Source organism: Geodermatophilus sp. SYSU D00814 (assembly GCF_054050055.1).
Genome location: NZ_JBJGYP010000020.1, coordinates 62600 through 85796, shown reverse-complemented (window position 1 = coordinate 85796; position 23197 = coordinate 62600). Strand labels below are relative to the sequence as shown.

At 76.3% G+C, this 23197-nt stretch carries 19 protein-coding genes, 1 tRNA gene and 1 pseudogene; 18 read left to right on the top strand and 3 right to left on the bottom strand.

Annotation, left to right across the window (positions count from 1 at the left end):
- Positions 1-91: 91 nt before the first annotated feature.
- From ACI780_RS16710 to ACI780_RS16700, 3 genes and pseudogenes are all read left to right on the top strand, one after another.
- Positions 92-352 (top strand): DUF4244 domain-containing protein, encoded by a 261-nt coding sequence (locus ACI780_RS16710; protein WP_456868924.1) that lies wholly within the window; start codon positions 92-94, stop codon positions 350-352.
- A gap of 47 nt (positions 353-399) precedes the next feature.
- Complete coding sequence (locus tag ACI780_RS16705; RefSeq protein WP_457004306.1) at positions 400-732, top strand: TadE family type IV pilus minor pilin; 333 nt, start codon at positions 400-402, stop codon at positions 730-732.
- Positions 729-1058 (top strand): annotated as a pseudogene (locus ACI780_RS16700) (Rv3654c family TadE-like protein); the annotation flags it as partial. The gene ACI780_RS16705 and the pseudogene ACI780_RS16700, both read left to right, overlap by 4 nt.
- Positions 1059-1094: 36 nt before the next feature.
- Here ACI780_RS16700 and ACI780_RS16695 read toward each other — a convergent pair.
- A complete protein-coding gene (locus ACI780_RS16695; protein WP_457004304.1) occupies positions 1095-3761 on the bottom strand; it encodes a DEAD/DEAH box helicase in 2667 nt (888 codons plus the stop codon).
- Positions 3762-3964: 203 nt separating this feature from the next.
- On the opposite strand from ACI780_RS16695, the gene ACI780_RS16690 reads away from it, so the two are divergent.
- The 5 genes from ACI780_RS16690 to ACI780_RS16670 all read left to right on the top strand — a co-directional run bounded on the left by ACI780_RS16690 (position 3965) and on the right by ACI780_RS16670 (position 12179).
- Positions 3965-6295 (top strand): sodium-translocating pyrophosphatase, encoded by a 2331-nt coding sequence (locus tag ACI780_RS16690; protein ID WP_456868921.1) that lies wholly within the window; start codon positions 3965-3967, stop codon positions 6293-6295.
- 167 nt (positions 6296-6462) lie between these two features.
- The gene (locus tag ACI780_RS16685) at positions 6463-6789 is read left to right on the top strand and encodes a hypothetical protein (RefSeq protein WP_456868920.1); all 327 of its coding nucleotides are present in this window, start codon (positions 6463-6465) and stop codon (positions 6787-6789) included.
- Positions 6786-8366 carry an alpha/beta hydrolase gene (locus tag ACI780_RS16680; RefSeq protein WP_457004302.1) on the top strand — a complete coding sequence of 527 codons (1581 nt, stop codon included), beginning with the start codon at positions 6786-6788 and terminating at the stop codon, positions 8364-8366. Before ACI780_RS16685 ends, ACI780_RS16680 begins: the two co-directional genes overlap by 4 nt.
- Positions 8367-8540: 174 nt before the next feature.
- Positions 8541-11408 carry a type I DNA topoisomerase gene (gene topA / locus ACI780_RS16675; protein ID WP_457004300.1) on the top strand — a complete coding sequence of 956 codons (2868 nt, stop codon included), beginning with the start codon at positions 8541-8543 and terminating at the stop codon, positions 11406-11408.
- 9 nt (positions 11409-11417) lie between these two features.
- The gene (locus ACI780_RS16670) at positions 11418-12179 is read left to right on the top strand and encodes a class I SAM-dependent methyltransferase (protein WP_457004298.1); all 762 of its coding nucleotides are present in this window, start codon (positions 11418-11420) and stop codon (positions 12177-12179) included.
- On the opposite strand, the gene ACI780_RS16665 is transcribed toward ACI780_RS16670, so the two are convergent.
- Positions 12166-12960: a trans-aconitate 2-methyltransferase gene (locus tag ACI780_RS16665; protein WP_457004296.1), complete on the bottom strand. Its 795-nt coding sequence runs from the start codon at positions 12958-12960 to the stop codon at positions 12166-12168. The genes ACI780_RS16670 and ACI780_RS16665 overlap by 14 nt on opposite strands.
- 65 nt (positions 12961-13025) lie before the next feature.
- On the opposite strand from ACI780_RS16665, the gene tmk reads away from it, so the two are divergent.
- The 8 genes from tmk (at position 13026) to ACI780_RS16625 (ending at position 19983) form a co-directional block, all read left to right on the top strand.
- A complete protein-coding gene (gene tmk, locus ACI780_RS16660; RefSeq protein ID WP_457004294.1) occupies positions 13026-13718 on the top strand; it encodes a dTMP kinase in 693 nt (230 codons plus the stop codon).
- Positions 13715-14914, top strand: coding sequence for a DNA polymerase III subunit delta' (locus ACI780_RS16655; RefSeq protein ID WP_456868914.1), 1200 nt, complete (start codon positions 13715-13717; stop codon positions 14912-14914). The genes tmk and ACI780_RS16655 overlap by 4 nt, the downstream gene beginning before the upstream one ends.
- Before the next feature lie 57 nt (positions 14915-14971).
- A tRNA-Thr gene (locus tag ACI780_RS16650) sits at positions 14972-15044 on the top strand.
- A gap of 51 nt (positions 15045-15095) precedes the next feature.
- Positions 15096-15542, top strand: coding sequence for a helix-turn-helix transcriptional regulator (locus ACI780_RS16645; protein WP_456868913.1), 447 nt, complete (start codon positions 15096-15098; stop codon positions 15540-15542).
- A gap of 5 nt (positions 15543-15547) precedes the next feature.
- Positions 15548-15958, top strand: a complete 411-nt coding sequence (locus tag ACI780_RS16640; protein ID WP_457004291.1) for a VOC family protein — start codon at positions 15548-15550, stop codon at positions 15956-15958.
- Positions 15959-16061: 103 nt separating this feature from the next.
- Complete coding sequence (locus ACI780_RS16635; protein WP_457004289.1) at positions 16062-18464, top strand: ATP-binding cassette domain-containing protein; 2403 nt, start codon at positions 16062-16064, stop codon at positions 18462-18464.
- 111 nt (positions 18465-18575) lie between these two features.
- Positions 18576-19226 (top strand): flagellar brake protein, encoded by a 651-nt coding sequence (locus tag ACI780_RS16630; protein ID WP_457004287.1) that lies wholly within the window; start codon positions 18576-18578, stop codon positions 19224-19226.
- A gap of 7 nt (positions 19227-19233) precedes the next feature.
- Entirely contained in the window at positions 19234-19983 is a 750-nt protein-coding gene (locus ACI780_RS16625; RefSeq protein ID WP_457004285.1) for an SAM-dependent methyltransferase, read from the top strand.
- A 102-nt stretch (positions 19984-20085) separates the two neighbouring features.
- On the opposite strand, the gene ACI780_RS16620 is transcribed toward ACI780_RS16625, so the two are convergent.
- The gene (locus ACI780_RS16620) at positions 20086-20577 is read right to left on the bottom strand and encodes an inorganic diphosphatase (RefSeq protein WP_456868908.1); all 492 of its coding nucleotides are present in this window, start codon (positions 20575-20577) and stop codon (positions 20086-20088) included.
- Between the two features lie 140 nt (positions 20578-20717).
- On the opposite strand from ACI780_RS16620, the gene dacB reads away from it, so the two are divergent.
- Positions 20718-22070, top strand: a complete 1353-nt coding sequence (gene dacB, locus ACI780_RS16615) for a D-alanyl-D-alanine carboxypeptidase/D-alanyl-D-alanine endopeptidase (RefSeq protein WP_457004283.1) — start codon at positions 20718-20720, stop codon at positions 22068-22070.
- Positions 22071-22111: 41 nt separating this feature from the next.
- The gene (locus tag ACI780_RS16610; RefSeq protein WP_457004281.1) at positions 22112-23197 is read left to right on the top strand and encodes a zinc-dependent metalloprotease; all 1086 of its coding nucleotides are present in this window, start codon (positions 22112-22114) and stop codon (positions 23195-23197) included.

Here is a 23197-nt window from a genome sequence, read left to right as displayed (position 1 = left end):
AGGTGCGGCCGGGGCCCGGCCGGACCCGGTGTCCGCGGCGAGGGTCGGGCCGCGCCCCGTGCCGGGGCCGCCGACCCGAGGAGAGCCCGCGATGACCGACACCACGCCCGAGACCGCCCCCGCCGCGACCGTCCCCGCCCCGCCCGGCGCCCTCCCGCGGTCGCGCGGCCTGGCCCGGCGCTGGGCCCGGCTGCGCGCCGACGCCGAGGCCGGCATGAGCACCGCCGAGTACGCCGTCGGCACGGTCGCCGCCTGCGCCTTCGCCGCCGTCCTCTACCGGGTGGTCACCGGCGGCTCGGTCGTCACCGCCCTCGGCGACCTGGTCTCCTCCGCGCTGCAGGTGCTGTCCTGACCCGCCGGGCGCGGCGAGGCGACGGCGGAGCGGACGGCGAGGCGGGCATGGTCACCGCCGAGACGGCCGTGGTGCTGCCCGTGCTCCTGCTCGTCCTGGCGGCGGTCGTCGCCGCCGTCGTGGTGGTCGGCGCGCAGGTGCGCTGCGTGGACGCCGCCCGGGAGGGCGCGCGGGCCGCCGCGCGCGGTGAGGACGAGGCCGTCGTGCGCGCCCTCGTGGCACGGGTGGCGCCCGACGGGGCGCGGACGGAGGTCGACGTCGGTGGCGGTGAGGTGCGGGTGACCGTCACCGCGGAGGTCGCGCCGCTGGGGCCGGTGCAGCTGGGGGTCGGGATCGGCGCCAGCGCGGTCGCCCGGCTCGAGCCCGGGATCGCCGGGTGACGGCGGGGGAGCGGGGGTCGGCGACGGTCTGGACGGTCGCGCTGGCCGGCGTGCTCGCCGCCGTGGGGATGGCCGCCGTGCTGGTCGGTGCCGCGGCCGTCGCCCGCCACCGGGCCGGCACGGCGGCCGACCTCGCCGCGCTGGCGGCGGCCGGCGCGGCGGTGACCGGCGACCCCGCCGCCTGCACCGTGGCCGCCGGCGTCACCCGCGGCAACGGCGCCGCACTGGTCGGCTGCGCGGTCGGGGAGGGGACGGTCGTCGAGGTGACCGCCGAGGTCGGCGTCCGCCTGGGTCCGCTGGGCACCCGGTACGCGCGGGCCACCGCCCGCGCCGGACCCGTCCCGCCGGACGCCCCCACGGGGTCAGAAGACGAGGTCGTCCTCGACGGGCCGGGCACCGCGCCCGCCGTCCCCGGCGGCGTCGTCGCCGGCCTCGTCGGCGGTCCCGTCGCTCTCCTCGACCGGCACGGCGGGGCCGTCGGAGGCGGTGAGACCTCCGGGAACCACCTCCACCACCCCCGTGCCCGCCTCGTCGGCGGCGGCCAGCTCGTCCAGCACGACGTCGAGCACCCGCACCGCGCCGGCCTTGTCCAGCGGGTCGTTGCCGTTGCCGCACTTGGGCGACTGCACGCACGAGGGGCACCCGCTCTCGCACTCGCAGCTGGCCACGGTGGCCCGGGTGGCCAGCAGCCAGCGCCGCAGGGCGGCGAACCCCCGCTCGGCGAAGCCGGCGCCGCCGGGGTGCCCGTCGTAGACGAACACCGTGGCGGTGCCCGTGTCGGGGTGCAGGGCCGTGGACAGGCCGCCGAGGTCCCAGCGGTCGCAGGTGGCCAGCAGCGGCAGGATGCCGATCGCGGCGTGCTCGGCGGCGTGCAGCGAGCCGGGCAGCGACAGGTCGTCGAGCGCGGCGCGCGCGACGGCGTCCGCGTCGAGTGTCAGCCACACCGCGCGGGTGCGCAGCTGGCGGGCGGGCAGGTCGAGCGGGAACTCGGCGAGCACCTCACCGGTGCCGGCCCGCCGCCGCTGGTAGGCCACGACCTGGTTGGTCACGTCGACGACGCCGGTGTGCGCGGTGACGGTGCCCAGCCGCCGGACCCGGTCGGTGCGGACGACGCCGAGGTCGGTGACGTCGCGGGCGACGGTGGTCCAGTCCGGGCTCTCGGCGTGCACGACGGCGCAGGCGTCGTCGAGGTCGAGCTCGTCGACGACGAACGTGTCGCCGCGGTGCACGTAGAGCGCGCCGGTGTGCACCGTGGCGTGCGCGGCGCCGCCGTCGACGGTCCCGAGCAGCCGCCCGGTCCCGTCCTCGATGATCGCCACCGGCTCGCCGCCGCTGCCGCGGATGTCGACGTCGGGCCGCCCGCGCCCGGCCCAGTACCAGCCGGCCGGGCGCCGCCGCAGCCGGCCGGCCGCGACGAGCTCGTCGAGCTGGGCCTCGGCGACCGGGCCGCCGAAGTCGGGCAGGTCGGCGGGCGTCAGGGGCAGCTCGGCCGCCGCGCAGCACAGCTGGGGGCCGAGGACGTAGGGGTTGGCCGGATCGGTGACGGTGGCCTCGACCGGACGGCCGAACACCGCCCGCGGGTGGTGGGCCAGGTAGTGGTCCAGCGGGTCGTCGCGGGCGACGAAGACGACCAGCGACTCGCGCTGGGCGCGTCCGGCCCGGCCCGCCTGCTGCCACAGCGACGCCAGCGTCCCGGGGTACCCGGCCAGCACCACGGCGTCGAGGCCGGCGATGTCGATGCCCAGCTCGAGGGCGTTGGTGGTGGCCACGCCGAGCAGCTCGCCGCACGACAGGGCCCGCTCCAGCTCCCGGCGCTCCTCGGGGAGGTAGCCGCCGCGGTAGGAGTCCACCCGCCGGACCAGGTCACCGCGGCCCCGCTCCTGCAGCAGTCGGCGGGCCTGCTCGGCGACCGACTCGGCGCTGCGCCGCGACCGCACGAACGCCAGCGTCCGGGCGCCCCGCTCGACCAGGTCGGCCAGCAGCCCCGCCGCGTCCGCCGCCGCCGACCGGCGCAGCGGGGCGCCGTGCTCACCGGTCCGCTCGGTCAGCGGGGGCTCCCACAGCGCGAAGGTCGCACCCGGGCGCGGCGACCCGTCCTCGGTCACCGCGACGACGGGCGCGCCCACCAGCCGGGTCGCGGCTGCGGCCGGCTCGGCCACCGTCGCCGACGCCAGCACGAACACCGGGTCGGCGCCGTAGCGGCGGCAGATGCGCCGCAGCCGGCGCAGCACGTGCCCGACGTGCGAGCCGAACACCCCGCGGTAGGCGTGGCACTCGTCGACGACGACGTAGGCCAGCCGGCGCAGCGTCGACGACCAGCGCTGGTGGGCGGGCAGCACGCCGCGGTGGAGCATGTCCGGGTTGGTGACGATCCACCGCGAGTGGCGGCGCACCCAGTCCCGCTCCTCGCCCGGGGTGTCGCCGTCGTAGGCGGCCGGGCGCACCGACGGGTCGGCGAGCGCCGCCACCGAGGCCAGCTGGTCACGGGCCAGGGCCTTGGTGGGCGCCAGGTACAGCACGCAGGCGCGCGGGTCCTCGGCCAGGCGGGTCAGCGCGGGCAGCTGGTAGGCCAGCGACTTGCCGGACGCCGTGCCGGTGGCGACCACCACCGAGGTGCCGTCGTGGGCGAGCTGGGCGGCCTCGACCTGGTGCCGCCAGGGCGCGGTCACGCCCTGCTCCTGCAGCCGCGCGCGCAGCCCCGGGTCGACCCAGGCCGGCCAGGGCAGCGTCCGGGACCCGCGCACCGGCAGGTGGTGCACGTGGGTGACCGGGTGCTCCTCCTCCGGGGTGTCCGCGAGCAGCTCCTCGAGCAGCTCGGAGCCGGGCAGGGGGCCGCCGGGCCGGCTCCCGGGCTCCTCGCCGGGCCGGTGGCCGGGTCCCTCGCCGGGCCGGTGCCCGCTGCCGTGTCCCTCGGCCGAGCCGTGCACGTCCGCGGCACCGGGCGCGGCACCCGGGCGCTCGTCGCCCCCTGCGGTGCCCTCACGGCCGGGTGGGGGAGCAGCCGGCCGGACCGGGTGGAGCGCGGTCACCCCTCCACTGTCACACCCGGGGGCAACCCTCCTTCGCCCGTGGTCGCTGTCCGCGACCGAACCACCACGAAAGACGACCTACCGCAGAGTGTGATCTCGATTACAGTGGCGCGGCATCCGTGGGCGGCCCGCCGTCCACGGGTGCTCTCCGCCGACCGGGGACGCGGGGCCGCCCGGTGGCAGCTCACCGCTGGGAGGTATAGATGCCGGACAGTTCTCTCTCCGGCGGGGACGTCGTCCTCGTGACGGCAGCCCTCGTCGTATCGCTCGCCGCGCTGGTCTTCGCCGCGTCGCTGGTCCGTGCCGTCCTGGCCGCCGACCAGGGCACGACGCGCATGCGGGAGATCGCGCGCGCGGTGCAGGAGGGAGCCGGCGCCTACCTGCGGCGCCAGTTCAGGACCCTCGGCGTCTTCGCCGTGATCGTCTTCCTCCTGCTGCTCGTCCTGCCCGTCGCCGACGGCGGCTGGGGCACCCGGATCGGCCGGGCGGTCTTCTTCCTCGTCGGCGCCCTGTTCTCCGCCACCGTCGGCTTCATCGGCATGACGCTGGCCACCCGCGGCAACGTCCGGGTCGCCGCCGCCGCCCAGGCCGGCGGCTACCGGCCGGCCTTCCGCATCGCGTACCGCACCGGCGGGGTCTGCGGGATGATCACCGTCGGCCTCGGCCTGTTCGGCGCCGCGCTGGCGCTGCTGCTCTTCGACGAGACCGCCCCGGTGGTCCTCGAGGGCTTCGGGTTCGGCGGCGCGCTGCTGGCGATGTTCATGCGCGTCGGCGGCGGGATCTTCACCAAGGCCGCCGACGTCGGCGCCGACCTCGTCGGCAAGGTCGAGGCCGGCATCCCCGAGGACGACCCCCGCAACGCCGCGACCATCGCCGACAACGTCGGCGACAACGTCGGCGACTGCGCCGGCATGGCCGCCGACCTCTTCGAGTCCTACGCCGTCACCCTGGTCGCCGCCCTCATCCTCGGGCAGGTCTTCTTCGGCGCGGACGGCATGGTCTTCCCGCTCGTCGTCGCGGCGATCGGCGTGCTCGCCTCCGTCGTCGGCATCCTCGCCAGCAACCCCGGCAAGAGCGACTCCAGCGGCCTCGCGCCGATCAACCGCGGCTTCTTCACCTCCGCGGTGGTCTCCCTCGTGCTCGTCGCCGTCGCCGCGTTCACCGTGCTGCCCAGCGTCGCCGACGTCCCCGACTCGGTGGTCAACCCGCAGGTGCTCGGCTTCCTCTCGGTCCTCGTCGGGATCGTCCTGGCCGCCGCCATCCAGCAGCTCACCGGCTACTTCACCGAGACCTCCCGCAAGCCGGTCCGCGACGTCGGCCGCAGCTCGCTCACTGGGCCGGCCACCGTCGTCCTGTCCGGCATCTCCCTCGGCCTGGAGTCGGCCGTCTACGCCGCTCTGCTCATCGGCGGCGCGGTCTACGGCGCCTTCCTCATCGGCGGCGGCGCGGCGCTCTACGCCGTCGCGCTCGCCGGCTGCGGGCTGCTCACCACGGCCGGCGTCATCGTCTCGATGGACACCTTCGGCCCGGTCAGCGACAACGCCCAGGGCATCGCCGAGATGTCCGGGGACATCGACGAGCAGGGCGCCCGGGTGCTGACCGACCTCGACGCCGTCGGCAACACCACCAAGGCCATCACCAAGGGCATCGCGATCGCGACCGCCGTCCTCGCGGCGACGGCGCTGTTCGGGTCCTACAACGAGCAGGTGCGGACCGCGCTCGGCGACGTCGACCTGGCGGAGTCGTTCAGCCTCGTCGAGCCGGACAACGTCGTCGGCGCGGTGATCGGTGCCGCGGTCGTGTTCCTCTTCTCCGGCCTGGCGATCAACGCGGTCTCCCGCGCCGCCGGGCGGGTCGTGTTCGAGGTCCGCGAGCAGTTCCGCACCCGGCCCGGGATCATGGACTACTCCGAGCGGCCCGACTACTCCGCCGTCGTGGACATCTGCACCAAGGACTCGCTGCGGGAGCTGGCGACGCCCGGCCTGCTCGCCGTCCTCGCCCCGGTGGCGGTCGGCTTCGGGCTCGGCTTCGGCCCGCTCGCGGCCTACCTCGTCGGCGCCATCGCCACCGGCACGCTCATGGCGGTGTTCCTCGCCAACTCCGGCGGCGCCTGGGACAACGCCAAGAAGATGGTGGAGGACGGCGCGTTCGGCGGGAAGGGCAGCGAGGCGCACGCGGCGACGGTCATCGGGGACACCGTGGGCGACCCGTTCAAGGACACCGCGGGCCCGGCGATCAACCCGCTCATCAAGGTGATGAACCTGGTGGCGCTGCTGATCGCCCCCGCGGTGGTCAGCCTGTCGGTCGGCGAGGACGCCAACACCGCCGTGCGGCTGCTCATCGCGGGCGTGGCGGCGCTGGTCGTCATCGGCGCCGTGGTGGTGTCCAAGCGGCGCTCGGTCGTCGTCGGCGGCACCGACGACGGGCCCTCCGGGTCGCTCCCCGGCGCCGGGCGCCCGACGCCGGCCCAGGCCGTCACGCCCCGGGCGGGCACGACCGCTCCGACGACCGCACCGACGACCACCGCTCCCTGACCCCACGCCGCGAGCCTCCGCCCGGACACCGACCGGGTGGGGGCTCGCGGCGCGCCCTGTGGACGGCCGACCCGGCTGTGGACGGCTCCCGCAGGTCGGTCCCGGTGCGGCCCTAGCGTCCGCGGCGCCGTCCCGACCCCGGGCCGGCACCGACGCCAGGAGGGGCCGTGTCCGTACCGATCGCCATCCAGCTCGACGCCGTCCAGGCGCTGGGTGAGGAGCTGGCCGCGCTCGCCACCGAGCTGTCGGCCGACGCCGACCTGTGCGCCTCCACCGCGGTGTCTCTCGCGGCGGCCGCGCCGGGGGAGGTCTCCGAGCACGCCGGCGGGACCGGCCGGGCGTGGGCGGCGCTGGTGGCCGACCTCGTCGAGGGCGCCGACGCCGCCGCGCGGACGCTGCTGGCCGCGGTCCGCAGCTACCGCCTCGCCGACGCCGCCGTCTCCGACCGGCTGCTGGCCGCCCGGGCGGCGATCGCAGAGGAGGCGGCCGCGTGAGCGCGCCCGGCCTGACCGCCGTCGCCGGCTGGGACACCCCGCTGCTCGACGGCGCGGTGTACACGCTCGAGGCGGTGACCGAGCGGCTGCCCCCGTGGCGCGCCCGGGTGGAGGCGGTGGCGCGCGCCCTCGCCGGTGCCGAGTACTGGTCGGGGCAGGCGGGGACGGCCGCCGCGACCGCGCTCGACCAGGTCTCGGCCGTGGCGACGGAGGTCACCGGTGCCCTGTCCGCCTCCCTGTCCCCGCTGCACGAGGCGGCCCGCCAGGCGCGCGCCGCCCAGGAGACGGCGGCCCAGGCGCTGACCGCGGCCGCCGCGTCCGGGGTGGTGCTGGACGAGGCGGGCGGCGTCGTCGCACCCGCACCGGTCGCGGTGCCCGCCGGCGCCTCGCCGGACGTCCTCGCCGCCCACCACGACCGGCTCGCCGAGCAGGCGGCCGCCGCGGAACGGGTCGCCGCGACCGCCGCCGAGGCGTTGCACGCCGCTGCCCGGGCCGCGGCCGCCGCCGCGGACTCCTCCGGCCCTCTCGCCCTCCTCGGCGGGCTCGGCGCCGCCCGTCCCGCCGGATTCCCCGACCTCGCGGCGGTCGCCCAGGTCGACGGCGCCTGGATCCGGTCCTGCCTGCCGGTGGCCGGGACCTCGCCGGAGGCGGTGGCGGCCTGGTGGGCCGGCCTGTCGTCGCCCACCCGCGACGCGGTGACCACGGCCGATCCGGCGCTGGTCGGGAGCCTCGACGGGCTCCCCGCCTGGGCGCGGGACCAGGCCAACCGCGTCCTGCTCCACCGCGCGCTTGCCGACCCGTCCGCCGAGGGGTACGCGACGGCGCGGGCTGTCTCTGACGAGATCGCGGCCGAGGAGGCGGCCGGGCGCACGGTGCAGTTGTGGTCCTTCGACGCCGACGACCACCTGGTGGCCCTCGCCTACGGCGACCTCGACACCGCCGACGACGTCGCGTTCCTCGTCCCCGGTGTCGGCAACGACGTCGACGACCTCGGCGACATGGGCGACGACGCGCAGGCCGTGGCCGACGCCGCCCGGGCCGCGGCGCCGGCCGCCGCCGTGGCCACGGTCGCCTGGCTCGGCTACCGCCCTCCCGGCACCGTCGCCTCCCCCCGCGCCTGGTTCGAGGGACGGGCTGCCGCCGGTGGCGGCGCCCTCGCGGGCGACCTCGCGGGCCTGGCCGCGGCGCGCGCCGGGGACCCGGGGAGCAGCGGCACCCCGCCGCGGGTGACGGTCGTGGCCCACAGCTACGGGACCGTCGTGGTCGACCGCGCCGTGGAGGAGCGGGGCGAGCTGGCCGCCGATGCCCTGGTCCTCCTCGGGAGCCCCGGGATGGACGGCCCGGCGTCGGACCTGGAGGTGGCGGAGGTCCACGAGGCCTCCGCGCCGCTCGACCCGGTCACCTGGCTGGTGGACGTGCACGGCACGGAGACCGACAACCCGGACTTCGGCGCGACCCCGCTGCCGACCGACCCGGACACCTGGCACGGCTGGTACCTCGAGCGCGACCGGCCGACCCTGGCCGCCGTCGGGGAGGTGGTCGCCGGCGCCCGCGAGCCGGACCGACCCACCGGATGAGGCCCGGGAACAGCCGCGGTGCTGCACCGTTGGACGCGGTGACGGCGCGCCCACCCGGGGTCGCCAGCCGGTCGCGTTCCGCGGTCGTGGCCTACCGTGGCCCGCCGAGGGGCGCGCCGGGTGCCGACACCGCACCCGCACCGCCGCCCAGCGAGCACCACCGACAGGAGCACCGTGCCCACGAAGACCGCGAAGAACGGCGAGAGCGCCGGCCGCACGGCCGGCGGCACCAGCACGCCCGCCCGCCGCCGGACCGCCGCCACCGGGGGCGGTCGCCCGCTGGTCATCGTGGAGTCACCAACCAAGGCCGGGAAGATCGCCGGCTATCTCGGCAACGGCTACGTCGTCGAGGCCAGCGTCGGGCACATCCGCGACCTGCCCCGCAACGCCGCCGACGTCCCGGCCGAGCACAAGGGCGCTCCCTGGGCCCGCCTAGGCGTCGACGTCGACAACGCCTTCGAGCCGCTCTACGTCATCAGCCCCGACCGCAAGCAGCAGGTCAGCCGGCTCAAGCAGCTGGTCAAGGACGCCAGCGAGGTCTACCTCGCCACCGACGAGGACCGCGAGGGCGAGGCCATCGCCTGGCACCTGGTCGACACCCTCAAGCCGCGGGTCCCGGTCCGCCGCATGGTCTTCCACGAGATCACCCCGGAGGCCATCGCCCGCGCCGTGGCCAACCCCCGCGAGCTCGACACCGCCCTGGTCGACGCGCAGGAGACCCGCCGCATCCTCGACCGCCTCTACGGCTACGAGGTCAGCCCCGTGCTGTGGAAGAAGGTCCTGCCACGGCTCTCGGCCGGCCGCGTGCAGTCGGTGGCCACCCGCATCGTCGTCGAGCGGGAACGGGAGCGGATGGCGTTCACCGCCGCCGACTACTGGTCCCTCGACGGCGTCTTCGCCGTCCCCGGCAGGTCCGGTGCCGACGCCGGCGAGCCGACGACGCTGCGCGCCCGCCTGGTCAGCGTCGACGACAGCCGCGTGGCCACCGGCCGCGACTTCGACCCCGCCACCGGCCGGGTCACCGGCGACGTCGTGCACCTCGACGAGGCCGGCGCCCGCGGGCTGGCCGCCCGCCTCGAGGGCCGGCAGGTCGGCGTCAGCCGGGTCGACGAGAAGCCCTACCGGCGTCGTCCCTACGCGCCGTTCACCACCTCCACGCTGCAGATGGAGGCCGGCCGCAAGCTCGGCTGGTCCTCCGCGCAGGTCATGCGGGTGGCCCAGCGGCTGTACGAGAACGGCCACATCACCTACATGCGGACCGACTCGACCAACCTCTCCACCGAGGCGATCAACGCCGCCCGCACCCAGGCCCGCGAGCTCTACGGCGACGCCTACGTCCCCGCCGAGGCCCGCCGCTACAGCAAGAAGGCCAAGGGCGCGCAGGAGGCGCACGAGGCGATCCGGCCCGCCGGTGACTCCTTCCGCACCCCCGGCCAGCTGGCCGGGCAGCTCGCCCGTGACGAGTTCCGCCTCTACGAGCTGATCTGGCAGCGCACGGTCGCCTCGCAGATGGCCGACGCGGTCGGCCAGACGGTCAGCATCCGGCTGGCCGGGCGCAGCACCACCGACGAGCGGGTGGAGTTCACCGCGTCGGGGCGCACGATCACCTTCCCCGGCTTCCTGCGCGCCTACGTCGAGTCCCGCGACGAGGGCGCCGGCGCCGGCGACGACGAGCCCGGCAGCGACGACGCCGAGCGGCGCCTGCCCCGCGTCGAGCGCGGCCAGCAGCTCGACACCCGCTCGCTGGAGCCCAAGGGCCACACCACGACGCCGCCGTCGCGCTACACCGAGCCGAGCCTGGTCGCCCGGCTCGAGGAGCTCGGCATCGGCCGCCCCTCGACCTACGCGTCGATCATGCAGACCATCCAGGACCGCGGGTACGTGTGGAAGAAGGGCGCCGCGCTGGTGCCCACCTTCACCGCCTTCGCGGTGGTCAACCTGCTCGAGCAGCACTTCGGTCAGCTCGTCGACTACGACTTCACCGCGTCGCTGGAGAACGAGCTCGACGAGATCGCCGCGGGGGAGCTGGGCCGGGTCGACTGGCTGACCGAGTTCTACTTCGGCGGCGAGGGCCGGCACGCCGGCGGCATCGCCGCGTCCGGCGGCCTCAAGCAGGTCATCGGCCAGCAGCTGGAGGAGATCGACGCCCGCGGCGTCAACTCCATCCCGCTGCGGGCGACCGGCCCGGAGGGCGAGCCGGTCGTCGTCCGGGTGGGCCGCTACGGCCCCTACCTGCAGGCCGGCGGCGAGGACGGGCCGCGGGTCAGCCTCCCCGAGGACCTCGCGCCCGACGAGCTCACCAGCGGCAAGGTCGCCGAGCTGCTCGCCGCGCCCTCCGGTGACCGGCAGCTGGGCACCGACCCCGCGAGCGGCTCCCCGGTGGTGGTCAAGGCCGGCCGCTACGGCCCCTACGTCACCACCGTGGTCCCCGAGGGCAGCAAGGACAGCCCCCGGACGGCGAGCCTGTTCTCCTCGATGGCCCCGGAGACGGTGACCCTCGAGGACGCGCTGCAGCTGCTCACGCTGCCGCGCACCGTGGGCACCGCGCCCGACGGCGAGGAGATCCAGGCCCTCAACGGCCGCTACGGGCCCTACCTGAAGAAGGGCAGCGACTCCCGCTCGCTGGAGAACGAGCAGCGGCTGTTCACCGTCACCCTCGACGAGGCGCTGGCGGTCTTCGCCCAGCCCAAGCAGCGGGGACGGCGGGCCGCGGCCGCGCCGCTCAAGGAGCTCGGCGCCGACCCGGTGACCCAGGGCCAGATCACCGTCCGCGAGGGCCGCTTCGGCCCGTACGTGACCGACGGCGAGACCAACGCCAGCCTGCGCAAGGGCGACGACGTCGAGACCATCTCCCTCGACCGCGCCGCCGAGCTGCTCGCCGACCGCCGCAGCCGGCCGGCCGCCACGAAGAAGAAGGCGGCGAAGAAGGCACCGGCCAAGACGGCGGCCAAGAAGACGACGGCGAAGAAGACCACCGCCAAGAAGGCGACGGCGAAGAAGACGGCCGCGACGAAGGCGACCGACGCCGTCCCCGCGAGCTGACCCGCGGCCGTGACCGACCCGCTCGACCCCGCCGACTGGCAGCAGCGGCGGACGTCGTTCGGGTCGGTCGCGGCCGACTACGCCGCCCTGCGACCCGGCTACCCGCCCGCCGCCGTCGCCTTCCTCCTGGGCGGGCGGCCGCGGCGGGTGCTCGACCTGGGCGCCGGCACCGGCCTGCTCACCGGCGTCCTGCTCGCCGCCGGGCACGAGGTGGTCGCGGTCGACCCCGCACCGCAGATGCTCGACCAGCTGCACGCCCGCCACCCCGGCGTGCCGGTGCACGTCGGCGGCGCGGAGGCGGTCCCGCTGCCCGACCGCAGCGTCGACGCCGTGGTCGCCGGCCAGGCCGCGCACTGGTTCGACCCGGAGCCGGCGGCCGCCGAGCTGCGCCGCGTGCTGCGGCCCGGGGGCGTGGTCGGCCTCGTGTGGAACGTCCGCGACGAGCGGGTGCCGTGGGTCGCCGCGCTCGGCGCCGCGCTGGCCGCCGAGGCCCGCGGCCACGAGGCCGACCAGGGCGTCGTCGGCCGGTTCGCCCGGGCGCTGCCGGCCGACGTCACCCACGCGCCGTTCCGCGTCGTCCAGCGGGTTCCCCCCGAGCAGGTCGTCGGCGGCATCGGCACCCGCAGCTACGTGGCCACCATGACCCCGCGGGCCCGGGCGGCCTTCCTCGGCGGCCTGCGCGACCTGCTCGCGAGTCATCCCGACACCGCCGGACGCGACGTCCTGGAGCTGCCCTACCGCACCGACGCCTACCGGCTCACCCCCCGCTGAGCGGCCGGGAGCCCACCGCGAACACCCGCCGGAACGGCAGCACGGTGGTCCCGTCGGGCCGCGCCGGGTAGGCCTCCCGCAGCGCCGCGGCGTAGGCGGCGGTCAGCTCGGCGGCGGCGTCGTCGTCGAGCAGGGCCAGCACCGGCCGCAGCACGGTGCTGCGCACCCAGCCCAGCACCGGGTCCGTCCCGCGCAGCACGTGCAGGTAGGTGGTCTCCCAGACGTCGGCGGACAGGCCCGCACCCACCAGCACGTCGAGGTAGCCGGCCGGGTCGAGCACCGGGTCCGGCGGGGGAGCGGCGGCCGCCAGCCGCGCCGACCACCGCGGCGAGGTGCACAGGTCGGCCAGCAGCCGGTGCGTCGGCGCCCGGTGGTTGCCGGGCACCTGGACCGCCAGCCGCCCGCCCGGGGCGAGGTGCCCGGCCCAGCGCGCCAGCAGCCCGGCGTGGCCGGGCACCCAGTGCAGGACGGCGTTGCAGACGACGACGTCGACCGGCCCGTCGGGCCGCCACTCACGGACGTCGCCGAGGGCGAAGCCGACCCGCCCGTCGACGGCGTGCGCGGCCGCCGCGGCCAGCATCTCCGGGGAGGAGTCGACGCCGGTCACCCGCGCACCGGGCCAGCGCGCCGCGAGCGAGGCGGTCAGCGCACCCTCGCCGCAGCCGAGGTCGACCACGACCCGCGGGTCGGCCGCGTCCACGCGGGCCAGCAGGTCGGCGAACGGGCGCGCCCGCTCGCCGGCGAAGCGCAGGTAGGTCGCGGGGTCCCAGGCGGCGTCCACGCCGGCGACGCTAGGGGCTGCGGGAACCCGGCGGCGTCGGACCCGGCCGGTACCGTGGACCGGCCGTGACCCACCCCGCCAGCCACCCCCGGGAGCTCCCGATCGCCGCCCACCCGCGCCTGCCCGGCCGCGGGCTGTTCGTCGCCTTCGAGGGCGGGGAGGGCACCGGCAAGTCCACCCAGGCCCGCCTGCTCCTCGACTGGCTGGGGCGGCACGAGATCCCCGCGCGGCTGACCTCCGAGCCCGGCGGGACCCCACCCGGCGCGCGCATCCGCGCGCTGCTCCTCGACCCGGCCACCGGCGACCTCGCGCCGCGCGCCGAGGCGCTGCTCTACGCCGCCGACCGCGCCCACCACGTGCACGCGGTGGTCCGCCCGGCGCTGGAGGCCGGCGAGGTCGTGGTCACCGACCGCTACGTCGACAGCTCGCTGGCCTACCAGGGCGCCGGCCGGGCGCTGGCGCTGGAGGAGGTGCGCCGGCTGTCGCAGTGGGCCACCGGCGGGCTGGTGCCCGACCTCACCGTGCTGCTCGACCTGCCCCCCGAGGCGGGCCTGGCGCGGGCCCTGGGCCGCGCCGCCGCCGACCGGCTCGAGGCGGAGTCGGTCGACTTCCACGAGCGCGTCCGCGCCACCTTCCGCGCGCTGGCCGACGCCGAGCCGCACCGCTACCTGGTCCTCGACGCCGGCCGGCCCGCCGAGGAGCTCGCCGGCGCCGTGCGCGAGCGGGTCGCCGCCCTGCTGCCCGGGCGGGTCGCATGACCGAGCTCGCGAGGTCGCCAGGAGGCTCAGCCGCGCCGGGCGGGGTCTGGGCGCAGGTCGTCGGCCAGCCGGCCGTCGTCGCCGAGCTGCAGGCCGCGGTCGCCGACCCCGCCGCCATGACCCACGCCTGGCTGTTCACCGGCCCGCCCGGCTCGGGCCGCTCGGTCGCCGCGCGGGCCTTCGCCGCGGCGCTGCAGTGCCCCGACGGCGGTGACGGCACCTGCCACGCCTGCCGCACGGTGCTCGCTGGCACCCACGCCGACGTGCAGACCGTCGTCCCCGAGGGCCTGTCGATCGGCGTCGTGGAGGCGCGCGAGCTGGTGCGGGTGGCCGGCCGCGCGCCGTCGCAGGGGCGCTGGCAGGTCGTCGTCGTGGAGGACGCCGACCGCATGACCGAGCAGGCCGCCAACGCCGTCCTCAAGATGATCGAGGAGCCGCCGCCGCGGACGGTGTTCCTGCTGTGCGCGCCGAGCCTGCACCCCGAGGACGTGCCGGTCACCATCCGCTCCCGCTGCCGCGTCGTGGGCCTGCGGACGCCGCCGACCGACGCCGTCGCCGACGTGCTGGTGCGCCGCGACGGCGTCGACCCGGCGCTGGCCGCCTGGGCCGCGGCCGCGGCCGGCGGGCACGTCGGGCGGGCACGCCACCTGGCGCAGGACGAGAGCGCCCGGCTGGTGCGCAAGGCCGTCCTCGACGTCCCGCTGTCACTGGTGTCGCTGGCCGCCTGCCTGACCGCCGCCGACGACCTCGTCGGCGCGGCCAAGGAGGAGTCCGACCGGACCACCGCGGCCCTCGACGGCGCCGAGACCGAGGCGGTCAAGGCCAGCCTGGGCGTCGGCGCGCGGGGCCCGGGCGTGGCCGCCGCCAGCCGGGGGGCCGGGCAGCTCAAGGAGCTGGAGAAGCGGCAGAAGAGCCGGGCCACCCGCATCGGCCGCGACTCCCTCGACCGGGCGCTGGTCGACCTCGCCGGCCTCTACCGCGACGCCCTCGTCCTCGCCGCCGCACCCGGTGAGTCGCTGCCGCTGGACCACCCCGACCGGCGCGCCGACGCCGAGGAGCTGGCCCGGCGCATCGGCGCGGAGGGGGCGCTGCGGCGCATCGACGCGGTGCTCGCCTGCCGGACGGCGCTGGAGCAGAACGTCAAGCCGCAGGTCGCCGTCGAGGCGCTCACCGTGGCGCTGCGCCTGCCCGCGTAGCCGCCGGGCCGGCGCGGGCGCGGCAGGACGGTGCCGTACGCTGGGCACCGCACGTCCGCCGCCTTAGCTCAGTCGGTAGAGCATCTCACTCGTAATGAGAAGGTCGTCGGTTCGATTCCGACAGGCGGCTCGCACCCCCGTCCCTGGGGATCGTCGGCTCCTTCTGCCAGCATCCCGGGACGTGACCAGCGGCAGCGCCGAGCAGCACCTGCGCGACCTCGCCCGGCTGCGCCGCGTCCGCGACCGGATCGACCGGGAGTACGCCCAGCCGCTCGACGTCGAGGCCCTCGCCCGCGGCGTGCACGTCTCCGCCGGCTACCTCAGCCGCGCCTTCCGGCGGGCCTACGGCGAGTCCCCGTACTCCTACCTGATGACCCGGCGCATCGAGCGGGCCATGGCCCTGCTGCGCCGCGGCGACGTGAGCGTCACCGACGCCTGCTTCGCCGTCGGCTGCTCGTCGCTGGGCACCTTCAGCACCCGCTTCACCGAACTGGTCGGCATGCCGCCGAGCACCTACCGGCGCCTCGCCGCGGAGGGCACCGAGGGCCTGCCGGCGTGCGTCGCCAAGCAGGTCACCCGACCGGTCAGGAATCGAGAAGCACCGGCCGGTGCGCCGTCCCTAGCGTGACCGGCATGGACCTCACCATCCACACCACCGTCCTCCCGCACACCGACCCCGAGGCCTCCCTGGCCTTCTGGCGCGACACCCTCGGCTTCGAGGTGCGCACCGACGTCGGCCGGGGCGCGATGCGCTGGATCACCGTCGGCCCCGCCGGCCAGCCAGGGACCTCGGTCCTCCTGGCCCCGCCGGCCGTCGACCCGGGCATCACCGACGACGAGCGCCGCACCGTCGCCGAGATGATGGCCAAGGGCACCTACGGCTGGATCCTGCTGGCCACGAAGGACCTCGACGGCACCTTCGACCGGCTGCAGGCCGGCGACGCCGAGGTCGTCCAGGAGCCCACCGACCAGCCCTACGGGATCCGCGACTGCGCCTTCCGGGACCCCGCCGGCAACCTGGTCCGCATCCAGCAGACCGGCTGAGCCCCGCGTCAGCCGGACGGGCGTCGCGCCGTTCCGGTCGTCACCCCCAGCAGGTAGACAACGAGGGCGCCGACGACGGCGGCGCCCACCGGACGGAGACACGATGAGCACCGCCACCAGCGACGGCACGGGGACCCGCACGCGGGAGCCCGGCGGGCACCCGGCCGACGTGCACGACCTCATCCGCGTGCACGGCGCCCGCGAGAACAACCTCAAGGACGTCAGCGTCGACATCCCCAAGCGCCGGCTCACGGCCTTCACCGGCGTCTCCGGCTCGGGGAAGAGCTCCCTGGTGTTCAGCACGATCGCCGCGGAGTCCCAGCGGCTGATCAACGAGACCTACAGCGCCTTCCTGCAGGGCTTCATGCCGTCGCTGTCGCGGCCCGACGTCGACCTCCTGGAGGGGCTGACGACGGCGATCATCGTCGACCAGGAGCGGATGGGCGCCAACCCGCGCTCCACCGTCGGCACGGCCACCGACGCCAACGCGATGCTGCGCATCCTCTTCAGCCGGCTCGGGCAGCCGCACATCGGCCCGCCGACCGCGTTCGCCTTCAACGTGCCGACCCGCAAGGCCAGCGGGGTCATGAGCACCGAGAAGGGCGGCCGGGTCGAGAAGAACGTGGTGCGCGAGGCCGTCTACCAGGGCGGCATGTGCCCGCGGTGCGAGGGCATGGGCTCGGTCAACGACATCGACCTCACCGCCCTCTACGACGACGCCAAGTCCCTGAACGACGGCGCCCTGACCATCCCCGGCTACAGCATGGACGGCTGGTACGGCCGCCTCTTCCAGGGCGCCGGCCTCGACATGGACAAGCCGATCCGCGACTACACGAAGAAGGAGCTGGACACGCTCCTGTACGCGGAGCCGGTCAAGATCAAGGTCGAGGGCATCAACCTCACCTACGAGGGCGTGATCCCGCGGATCCAGAAGTCGATGCTGTCCAAGGACGTCGAGGCGATGCAGCCGCACGTCCGGCGCTTCGTGGAGCGGGCGGTGACCTTCACGACCTGCCCCGACTGCGGCGGCACGCGGCTGAGCGCGGAGGCGCGGTCCTCGCTGATCCGGGGGAAGAGCATCGCCGACGTCTGCGCCCTGCAGATCACCGACCTCGCCGACTGGGTGCGCGAGCTCGACGAGCCCTCGGTCGCCCCGCTGCTGGCCGGGCTGCAGCACCTGCTCGACTCCTTCGCCACCATCGGCCTGGGGTACCTCTCCCTCGACCGGCCCGCGGGCACGCTGTCCGGCGGCGAGGCGCAGCGCACCAAGATGATCCGCCACCTGGGCTCCTCGCTCACCGACGTCACCTACGTCTTCGACGAGCCCACGATCGGGCTGCACCCGCACGACATCGAGCGGATGAACCGGCTGCTGCTGCAGCTGCGGGACAAGGGCAACACCGTGCTCGTCGTCGAGCACAAGCCCGAGGCCATCGCCATCGCCGACCACGTCGTCGACCTCGGGCCCCGGGCCGGCGCGGGCGGCGGCGAGGTCGTGTTCCAGGGCACCGTCGAGCAGCTGCGGGCCAGCGGCACCCTCACCGGGCGGCACCTCGACGACCGCGCGTCGGTCAAGCCGTCGGTGCGCACCCCCACCGGCGCGCTGCAGGTGCGCGGCGCCCGCACGAACAACCTGCAGGGGGTCGACGTCGACATCCCCCTCGGCGTGCTCGTCGTCCTCACCGGGGTGGCGGGCTCGGGCAAGAGCTCGCTCGTCTCCGGCTCGATCGCCGGGCGGGAGGGCGTGGTGACCATCGACCAGGGCGCCATCCGCGGCTCCCGGCGCAGCAACCCGGCCACCTACACCGGCCTGCTCGAGCCGATCCGGAAGGCCTTCGCCAAGGCCAACGGCGTCAAGCCGGCGCTGTTCAGCGCCAACTCCGAGGGCGCCTGCCCGGCCTGCAACGGCGCCGGCGTCGTCTACACCGAGCTGGGTGTCATGGCCACCGTCGAGTCCACCTGCGAGGCGTGCGAGGGCCGGCGGTTCCAGCCGGCGGTGCTGGACTACACGCTGGGCGGCCGGGACATCGCCGAGGTGCTGGCCATGTCGGTGGCCGAGGCCGAGGAGTTCTTCGGCTCCGGCGAGGGGCGCACGCCGGCCGCGCACGCCGTCCTCGGCCGGCTCGCCGACGTCGGCCTGGGCTACCTCACCATCGGCCAGCCGCTGACGACGCTGTCCGGCGGGGAGCGGCAGCGGCTGAAGCTGGCCACCCACATGGGCGAGAAGGGCGGCGTCTACGTCCTCGACGAGCCGACCACCGGCCTACACCTGGCCGACGTGGAGAACCTGCTCGCGCTGCTCGACCGGCTCGTCGACTCGGGCACGTCGGTCGTCGTCATCGAGCACCACCAGGCGGTCATGGCGCACGCGGACTGGATCGTCGACCTCGGTCCGGGCGCCGGCCACGACGGCGGCCGAGTGGTGTTCGAGGGCACCCCGGCCGACCTCGTCGCCGCCCGCTCCACCGTCACCGGCGAGCACCTGGCGGCCTACGTCGGCGGCTGAGACCGGATTCCTGCACCGCCCGGCTGCACTTCCGGCCCCTCCGTGCCGATGCCTGTCCCCAGGACCGCAGAGCGGGACGAGGACCGGAACGCCGGAGACGGAGGACGGAGCATGACGACGCCGGGAGTGGACCACCCCGAGGAGAAGGCGGTGCTCGACGTCAAGGCCAGCAGCCGCGCCGACGTCCTGACCAGCTTCGTCGAGCGGGTGTCGGGCTCCGAGCTCGTGGTCAGCGTGGGCGAGGACGCGCAGAAGCGGCGCGTGCGGCTGGACACCGGTGAGCACCTGGAGCTGATCTGGCGCGGACCGGAGGAGCTGCGGTCCCTGCCCGCGGAGCTCGTCGAGGTGGTCACCGGGGACTCGCCGACGTGGCGGCTGAAGATCGTCGGCCCGGCGTCCCGGGGGCAGCGGCGCAACGCCGTCCGCGCCCCCATGTCGGTGCCCGTCGAGCTGGCCGTGGGGGAGCGCGTGCTGGCCGGCACGACCATCGACCTCAGCGAGGGCGGCACGCACTGCCTGCTCACCGGCAAGCCCGGGGCCGAGCGGCCGGAGATCGAGGTCGGCACCGTGCTCCCCGTGGTCGTCGACCTCGACGGGGACCGGCTGGCCGCCAAGGCCGAGGTGATCCGCCGCCACCCCCGCGACGACCACCACACCGAGCTGTCGCTGCGGTTCGTGGGGCTCGGCGAGCGGCGCGAGGACACCATCCGGCGCCGGGTCTTCGCCGAGCTGCGTGACCTGCGCTCCCGCGGCCTGATCTGATCCCGGCGTGGACCGAGCCCGACTCAGCGCCGTCGCGCACCGCTGGCACCCCGTCGCCGCCCCCGTCTCCGACGAGGCCCTGACCCGCCTGGTCGGCCGGCTGGCCCCGGCCGGCCGGGGCGGCCGCGCCCTCGACCTCGGCTGCGGGCCGGGCTCGTGGCTGCTGGCGCTGCTGGCCGCGCACCCGGCGATGGTGGGGGTCGGTGTCGACACCTCCGCGCCCGCGCTGGACGCCGCGCGCGACGGGGCGGCAATGGCCGGCCTGGTCGGCCGCGTCGCGTTCGTCGAGGCCGACGCCGCGACCTGGGAGGGTGAACCGGCCGACGTCGTGCTGTGCGTCGGCGCCGCGCACGCCTTCGGCGGCACCGCCGGGGCGCTGGAGGCCGTGCGCCGCCACCTGCGTCCCGGCGGGCGCGTGCTCTTCGGGGACGGGTTCTGGGAGGCCGGCCCGAGCGAGGCGGCGCTGGCCGGCCTCGGCGCCGAGCCCGGCGAGCTGCCCGACCTGCCCGGCCTGCTGGCCGAGGTGGCCCGGGCCGGGTTCGAGCCCGGCTACGGCCACGTCAGCACCCTCGCCGAGTGGGACGAGTACGAGTGGTGCTGGACCGGCGCCGTCACCGAGTGGGCGCTGACCGAGGCTCAGCCCGGCGAGCGCGAGGAGGCGCTGGCGGCCGCCCGCACGCACCGGCGGCAGTGGCTGGAGGGCTACCGCGGCGAGCTGGGCTTCCTGACCGCCGTGCTGCACGACACCGGCCGCTGAGGACCGGGTCCCGGGACGGCGACGGCGGCGCACCCGTCGGGGCGCGCCGCCGTCGTCGTCCGTCCTGCTCGTCCCTCCGGCCCGGGGCCGGACGGGTGCGGCTCAGTGGCCGCCGGCCTCCTGGGCCCGCTTGATCGAGGCCTCGATCTCGGCCTCGGCCATGGCGCGGCCGACCCACTCGGCGCCCTCGACCGACTTGCCCGGCTCGAGGTCCTTGTAGGTCTCGAAGAAGTGCTGGATCTCCAGGCGGTCGAACTCCGACACGTCGGTGATGTCCTGGAGGTGGGCCATGCGGGGGTCGGTCGCCGGGACCGTGAGCACCTTGTCGTCGCCACCGGCCTCGTCGGTCATCCGGAACATGCCGATGGCCCGGCAGGTGATCAGGCACCCGGGGAAGGTCGGCTCGTCGAGGATCACCAGGGCGTCGAGGGGGTCGCCGTCCAGACCGAGGGTGTTCTCGATGTACCCGTAGTCGGCCGGGTACCGGGTCGAGGTGAACAGCATCCGGTCGAGCCGGATGCGCCCGGTGGCGTGGTCCAGCTCGTACTTGTTCCGCTGGCCCTTGGGGATCTCTACCGTCACGTCGAACTGCACGGCAGCTAGTGTGGCGCACCGGTACCAGGTCCACCGGCGCAGGGCGTCCGGGGGGCCTCTTCCGGGGGGAGCGCACCATCACGCCGAGCGGGTCCTCGACCGTCACGCCCAGCTACCGGCGGCTGCGCCGACGGCTCCTGGTGAGCCTGCTGGCGCTGGTCCTCGTGGCGGCGGTGGCCACCGGCGTGGTGCTGTCCCTCGGCGGGGACGAGCGCACGACCACCGCCGGTCCCGCCGCCCCCTCCGCGCAGCTGCCCGAGGTCGGCGACCCCGCGCCGGTGCTCGCCCCGCTGTCGTCGGAGGCGCCGGTCCCCGACCCCGCCGCCCTCGCCGCGACGCTGCGCCCGCTGCTGGCCGCCCCCGTGTTCGGCGGCGGCCTGTCCGCCGAGGTCGTCGACGTCGCCAGCGGTGAGGTCCTGCTCGACGACGGCGCCGACCGGGCGGTCACGCCCGCCTCCACGGCCAAGCTGCTGACCGCCGTCGCCGCGCTGAGGACCCTCGACCCCGACGACACCCTGGAGACCACCGTCGTCGCCGGCAGCGCGCCCGGCGAGGTGGTGCTCGTCGGCGGCGGGGACCCGACCCTGTCGACCACCGCGCCGTCGGTCGACTACCCGGGCGCGGCCACCGTGGCCGACCTCGCGGCCCAGGTGCAGGCCGCCCTCCCGCCGGGCACCGCCGTCAGCCGCGTCGTCGTCGACAACTCGCTGTTCGAGGGTCCGCTGACCGCCGAGGGCTGGGGTCCCGAGGACGCGCCGTCGACCTACGCCTCGCCGGTCACCGCGACCGCCGTCGACGGCGCCCGCGTCGTGCCGGGCGAGGACCCCCGCAGCGGCGCTCCCGGCACCGACGCCGGCCGGGCCCTGGCCACCGCTCTCGGCGCGCCCGGGGCGGTGGTCGAGCTCGGCACGGCCCCGGCGGACGCGCAGACGCTGGCCACCGTCTCCTCCGCGCCGGTCGCCCGCCTGGTCGAGCAGGCGCTGTCGCAGTCGGACAACCTCCTGGCCGAGTCGCTGGCCCGCCACGTGGCCCTCGCCCGCGACCTGCCCGCGACCTTCGACGGCGCGGCGCAGGGGGTCACCGCGGCGCTGGACGACGCCGGCGTCGACGTCTCCGGCGTGGAGATGCACGACGGCAGCGGCCTGTCCCGGCTGGACCGGGTGCCCCTGGCCGTCCTCACCGACCTGGTCGCCGGCGCCGCCGACGGGTCGATCGAGGGCACCTCGGCCGTGGTCTCGGGCCTGGCGGTGGCCGGGTACGACGGCACCCTGGCCGACCGCGGCGACGACGACCCCGCGACCGCGCCGGGCGCCGTCCGCGGCAAGACCGGCACGCTGCTGGGCGTGCACGGCCTGGCCGGCACCGTGGTCACCGCCGACGGCCGGCTGCTGGCCTACGCGCTGGTGGTCAACGGCAGCGTCGGCGGCGGCCTGCCCGAGGAGGCCGCCCTCGACGACGTGGCCTCCGCGCTGGCCGCCTGCGGCTGCCGCTGACGCGGGGGCGTCCCGGGGGGCCGCCCGCGTACGGTGAGGCGATGACGAGCAGCTCACTGGTCGACTGGGAGCTCGCCGGGCGCACCGCCCGCCGGCTGTCGGGGCAGGGTCCGGAGACCACCCGCGAGGAGGCCACCGCCGTCGTCCGGGAGCTGCACCAGGCCGCCGCGGCCGCCGTCGCGCACGTGGAGGGGCTGACCGGGCTGCACCCCGTCGAGGGGGGGCCGGTGCCGGAGGTGGCCGTCGTCGACCGGCCCGGCTGGATCGCCGCCAACACCAGCGGCATGGCCGCGCTCATGGACCCGCTGGTCACCGCGCTCGCCGAGCGGCAGGAGAGCCGCCCCGGGCCGCTGGCCACCGCCATCGGCTCCCGCGCCACCGGTGTGCAGGCCGGCGCGCTGCTGGCCTTCCTGTCCTCGCGGGTGCTCGGCCAGTACGAGGTCTTCGGCACCGGGGGCCGGCTGCTGCTCGTCGCGCCCAACATCGTCGACGCCGAGCGCAAGCTGGGCGTCGACCCCGCGGACTTCCGCCTGTGGGTGTGCCTGCACGAGGTCACCCACCAGCTGCAGTTCACCGCCTTCCCGTGGCTGACCACCCACCTCGAGGGGCAGATCGCCGAGTTCGTCGACGCCACCGACCTCAGCCCCGACGCGCTGCGCGACCGGCTCACCGACCTGCTGCGCGGGGTCACCGACGCCGTCCGCGGCGGGGACGACGACGGCGGCGGGCAGGGCCTCATGGCGCTGGTGCGCGACCCCGCGCAGCGCGCCGTGCTCGACCGGGTGACCGCCGTGATGAGCCTGGTCGAGGGGCACGCCGAGTACGTCATGGACGGGGTCGGCCCCGACGTCGTCCCGTCGGTGCGCACGCTGCGCAAGCGGTTCGCCCAGCGCCGCAAGGGCCGCGGTCCGCTGGACCGCGCGCTGCGCCGGCTGCTCGGGCTCGAGCAGAAGATGAAGCAGTACGCCGACGGGCGGCACTTCGTCGGGGGCGTCGTCGACCTGGTCGGCATGGACGGCTTCAACCGGGTCTGGACCGGCCCTGCGACCCTGCCCCTGGTCGAGGAGCTCACCGACCCCGCCCGGTGGGTCGAGCGGGTGCACGGCCGCCCCGCCGTGACCGCCTGA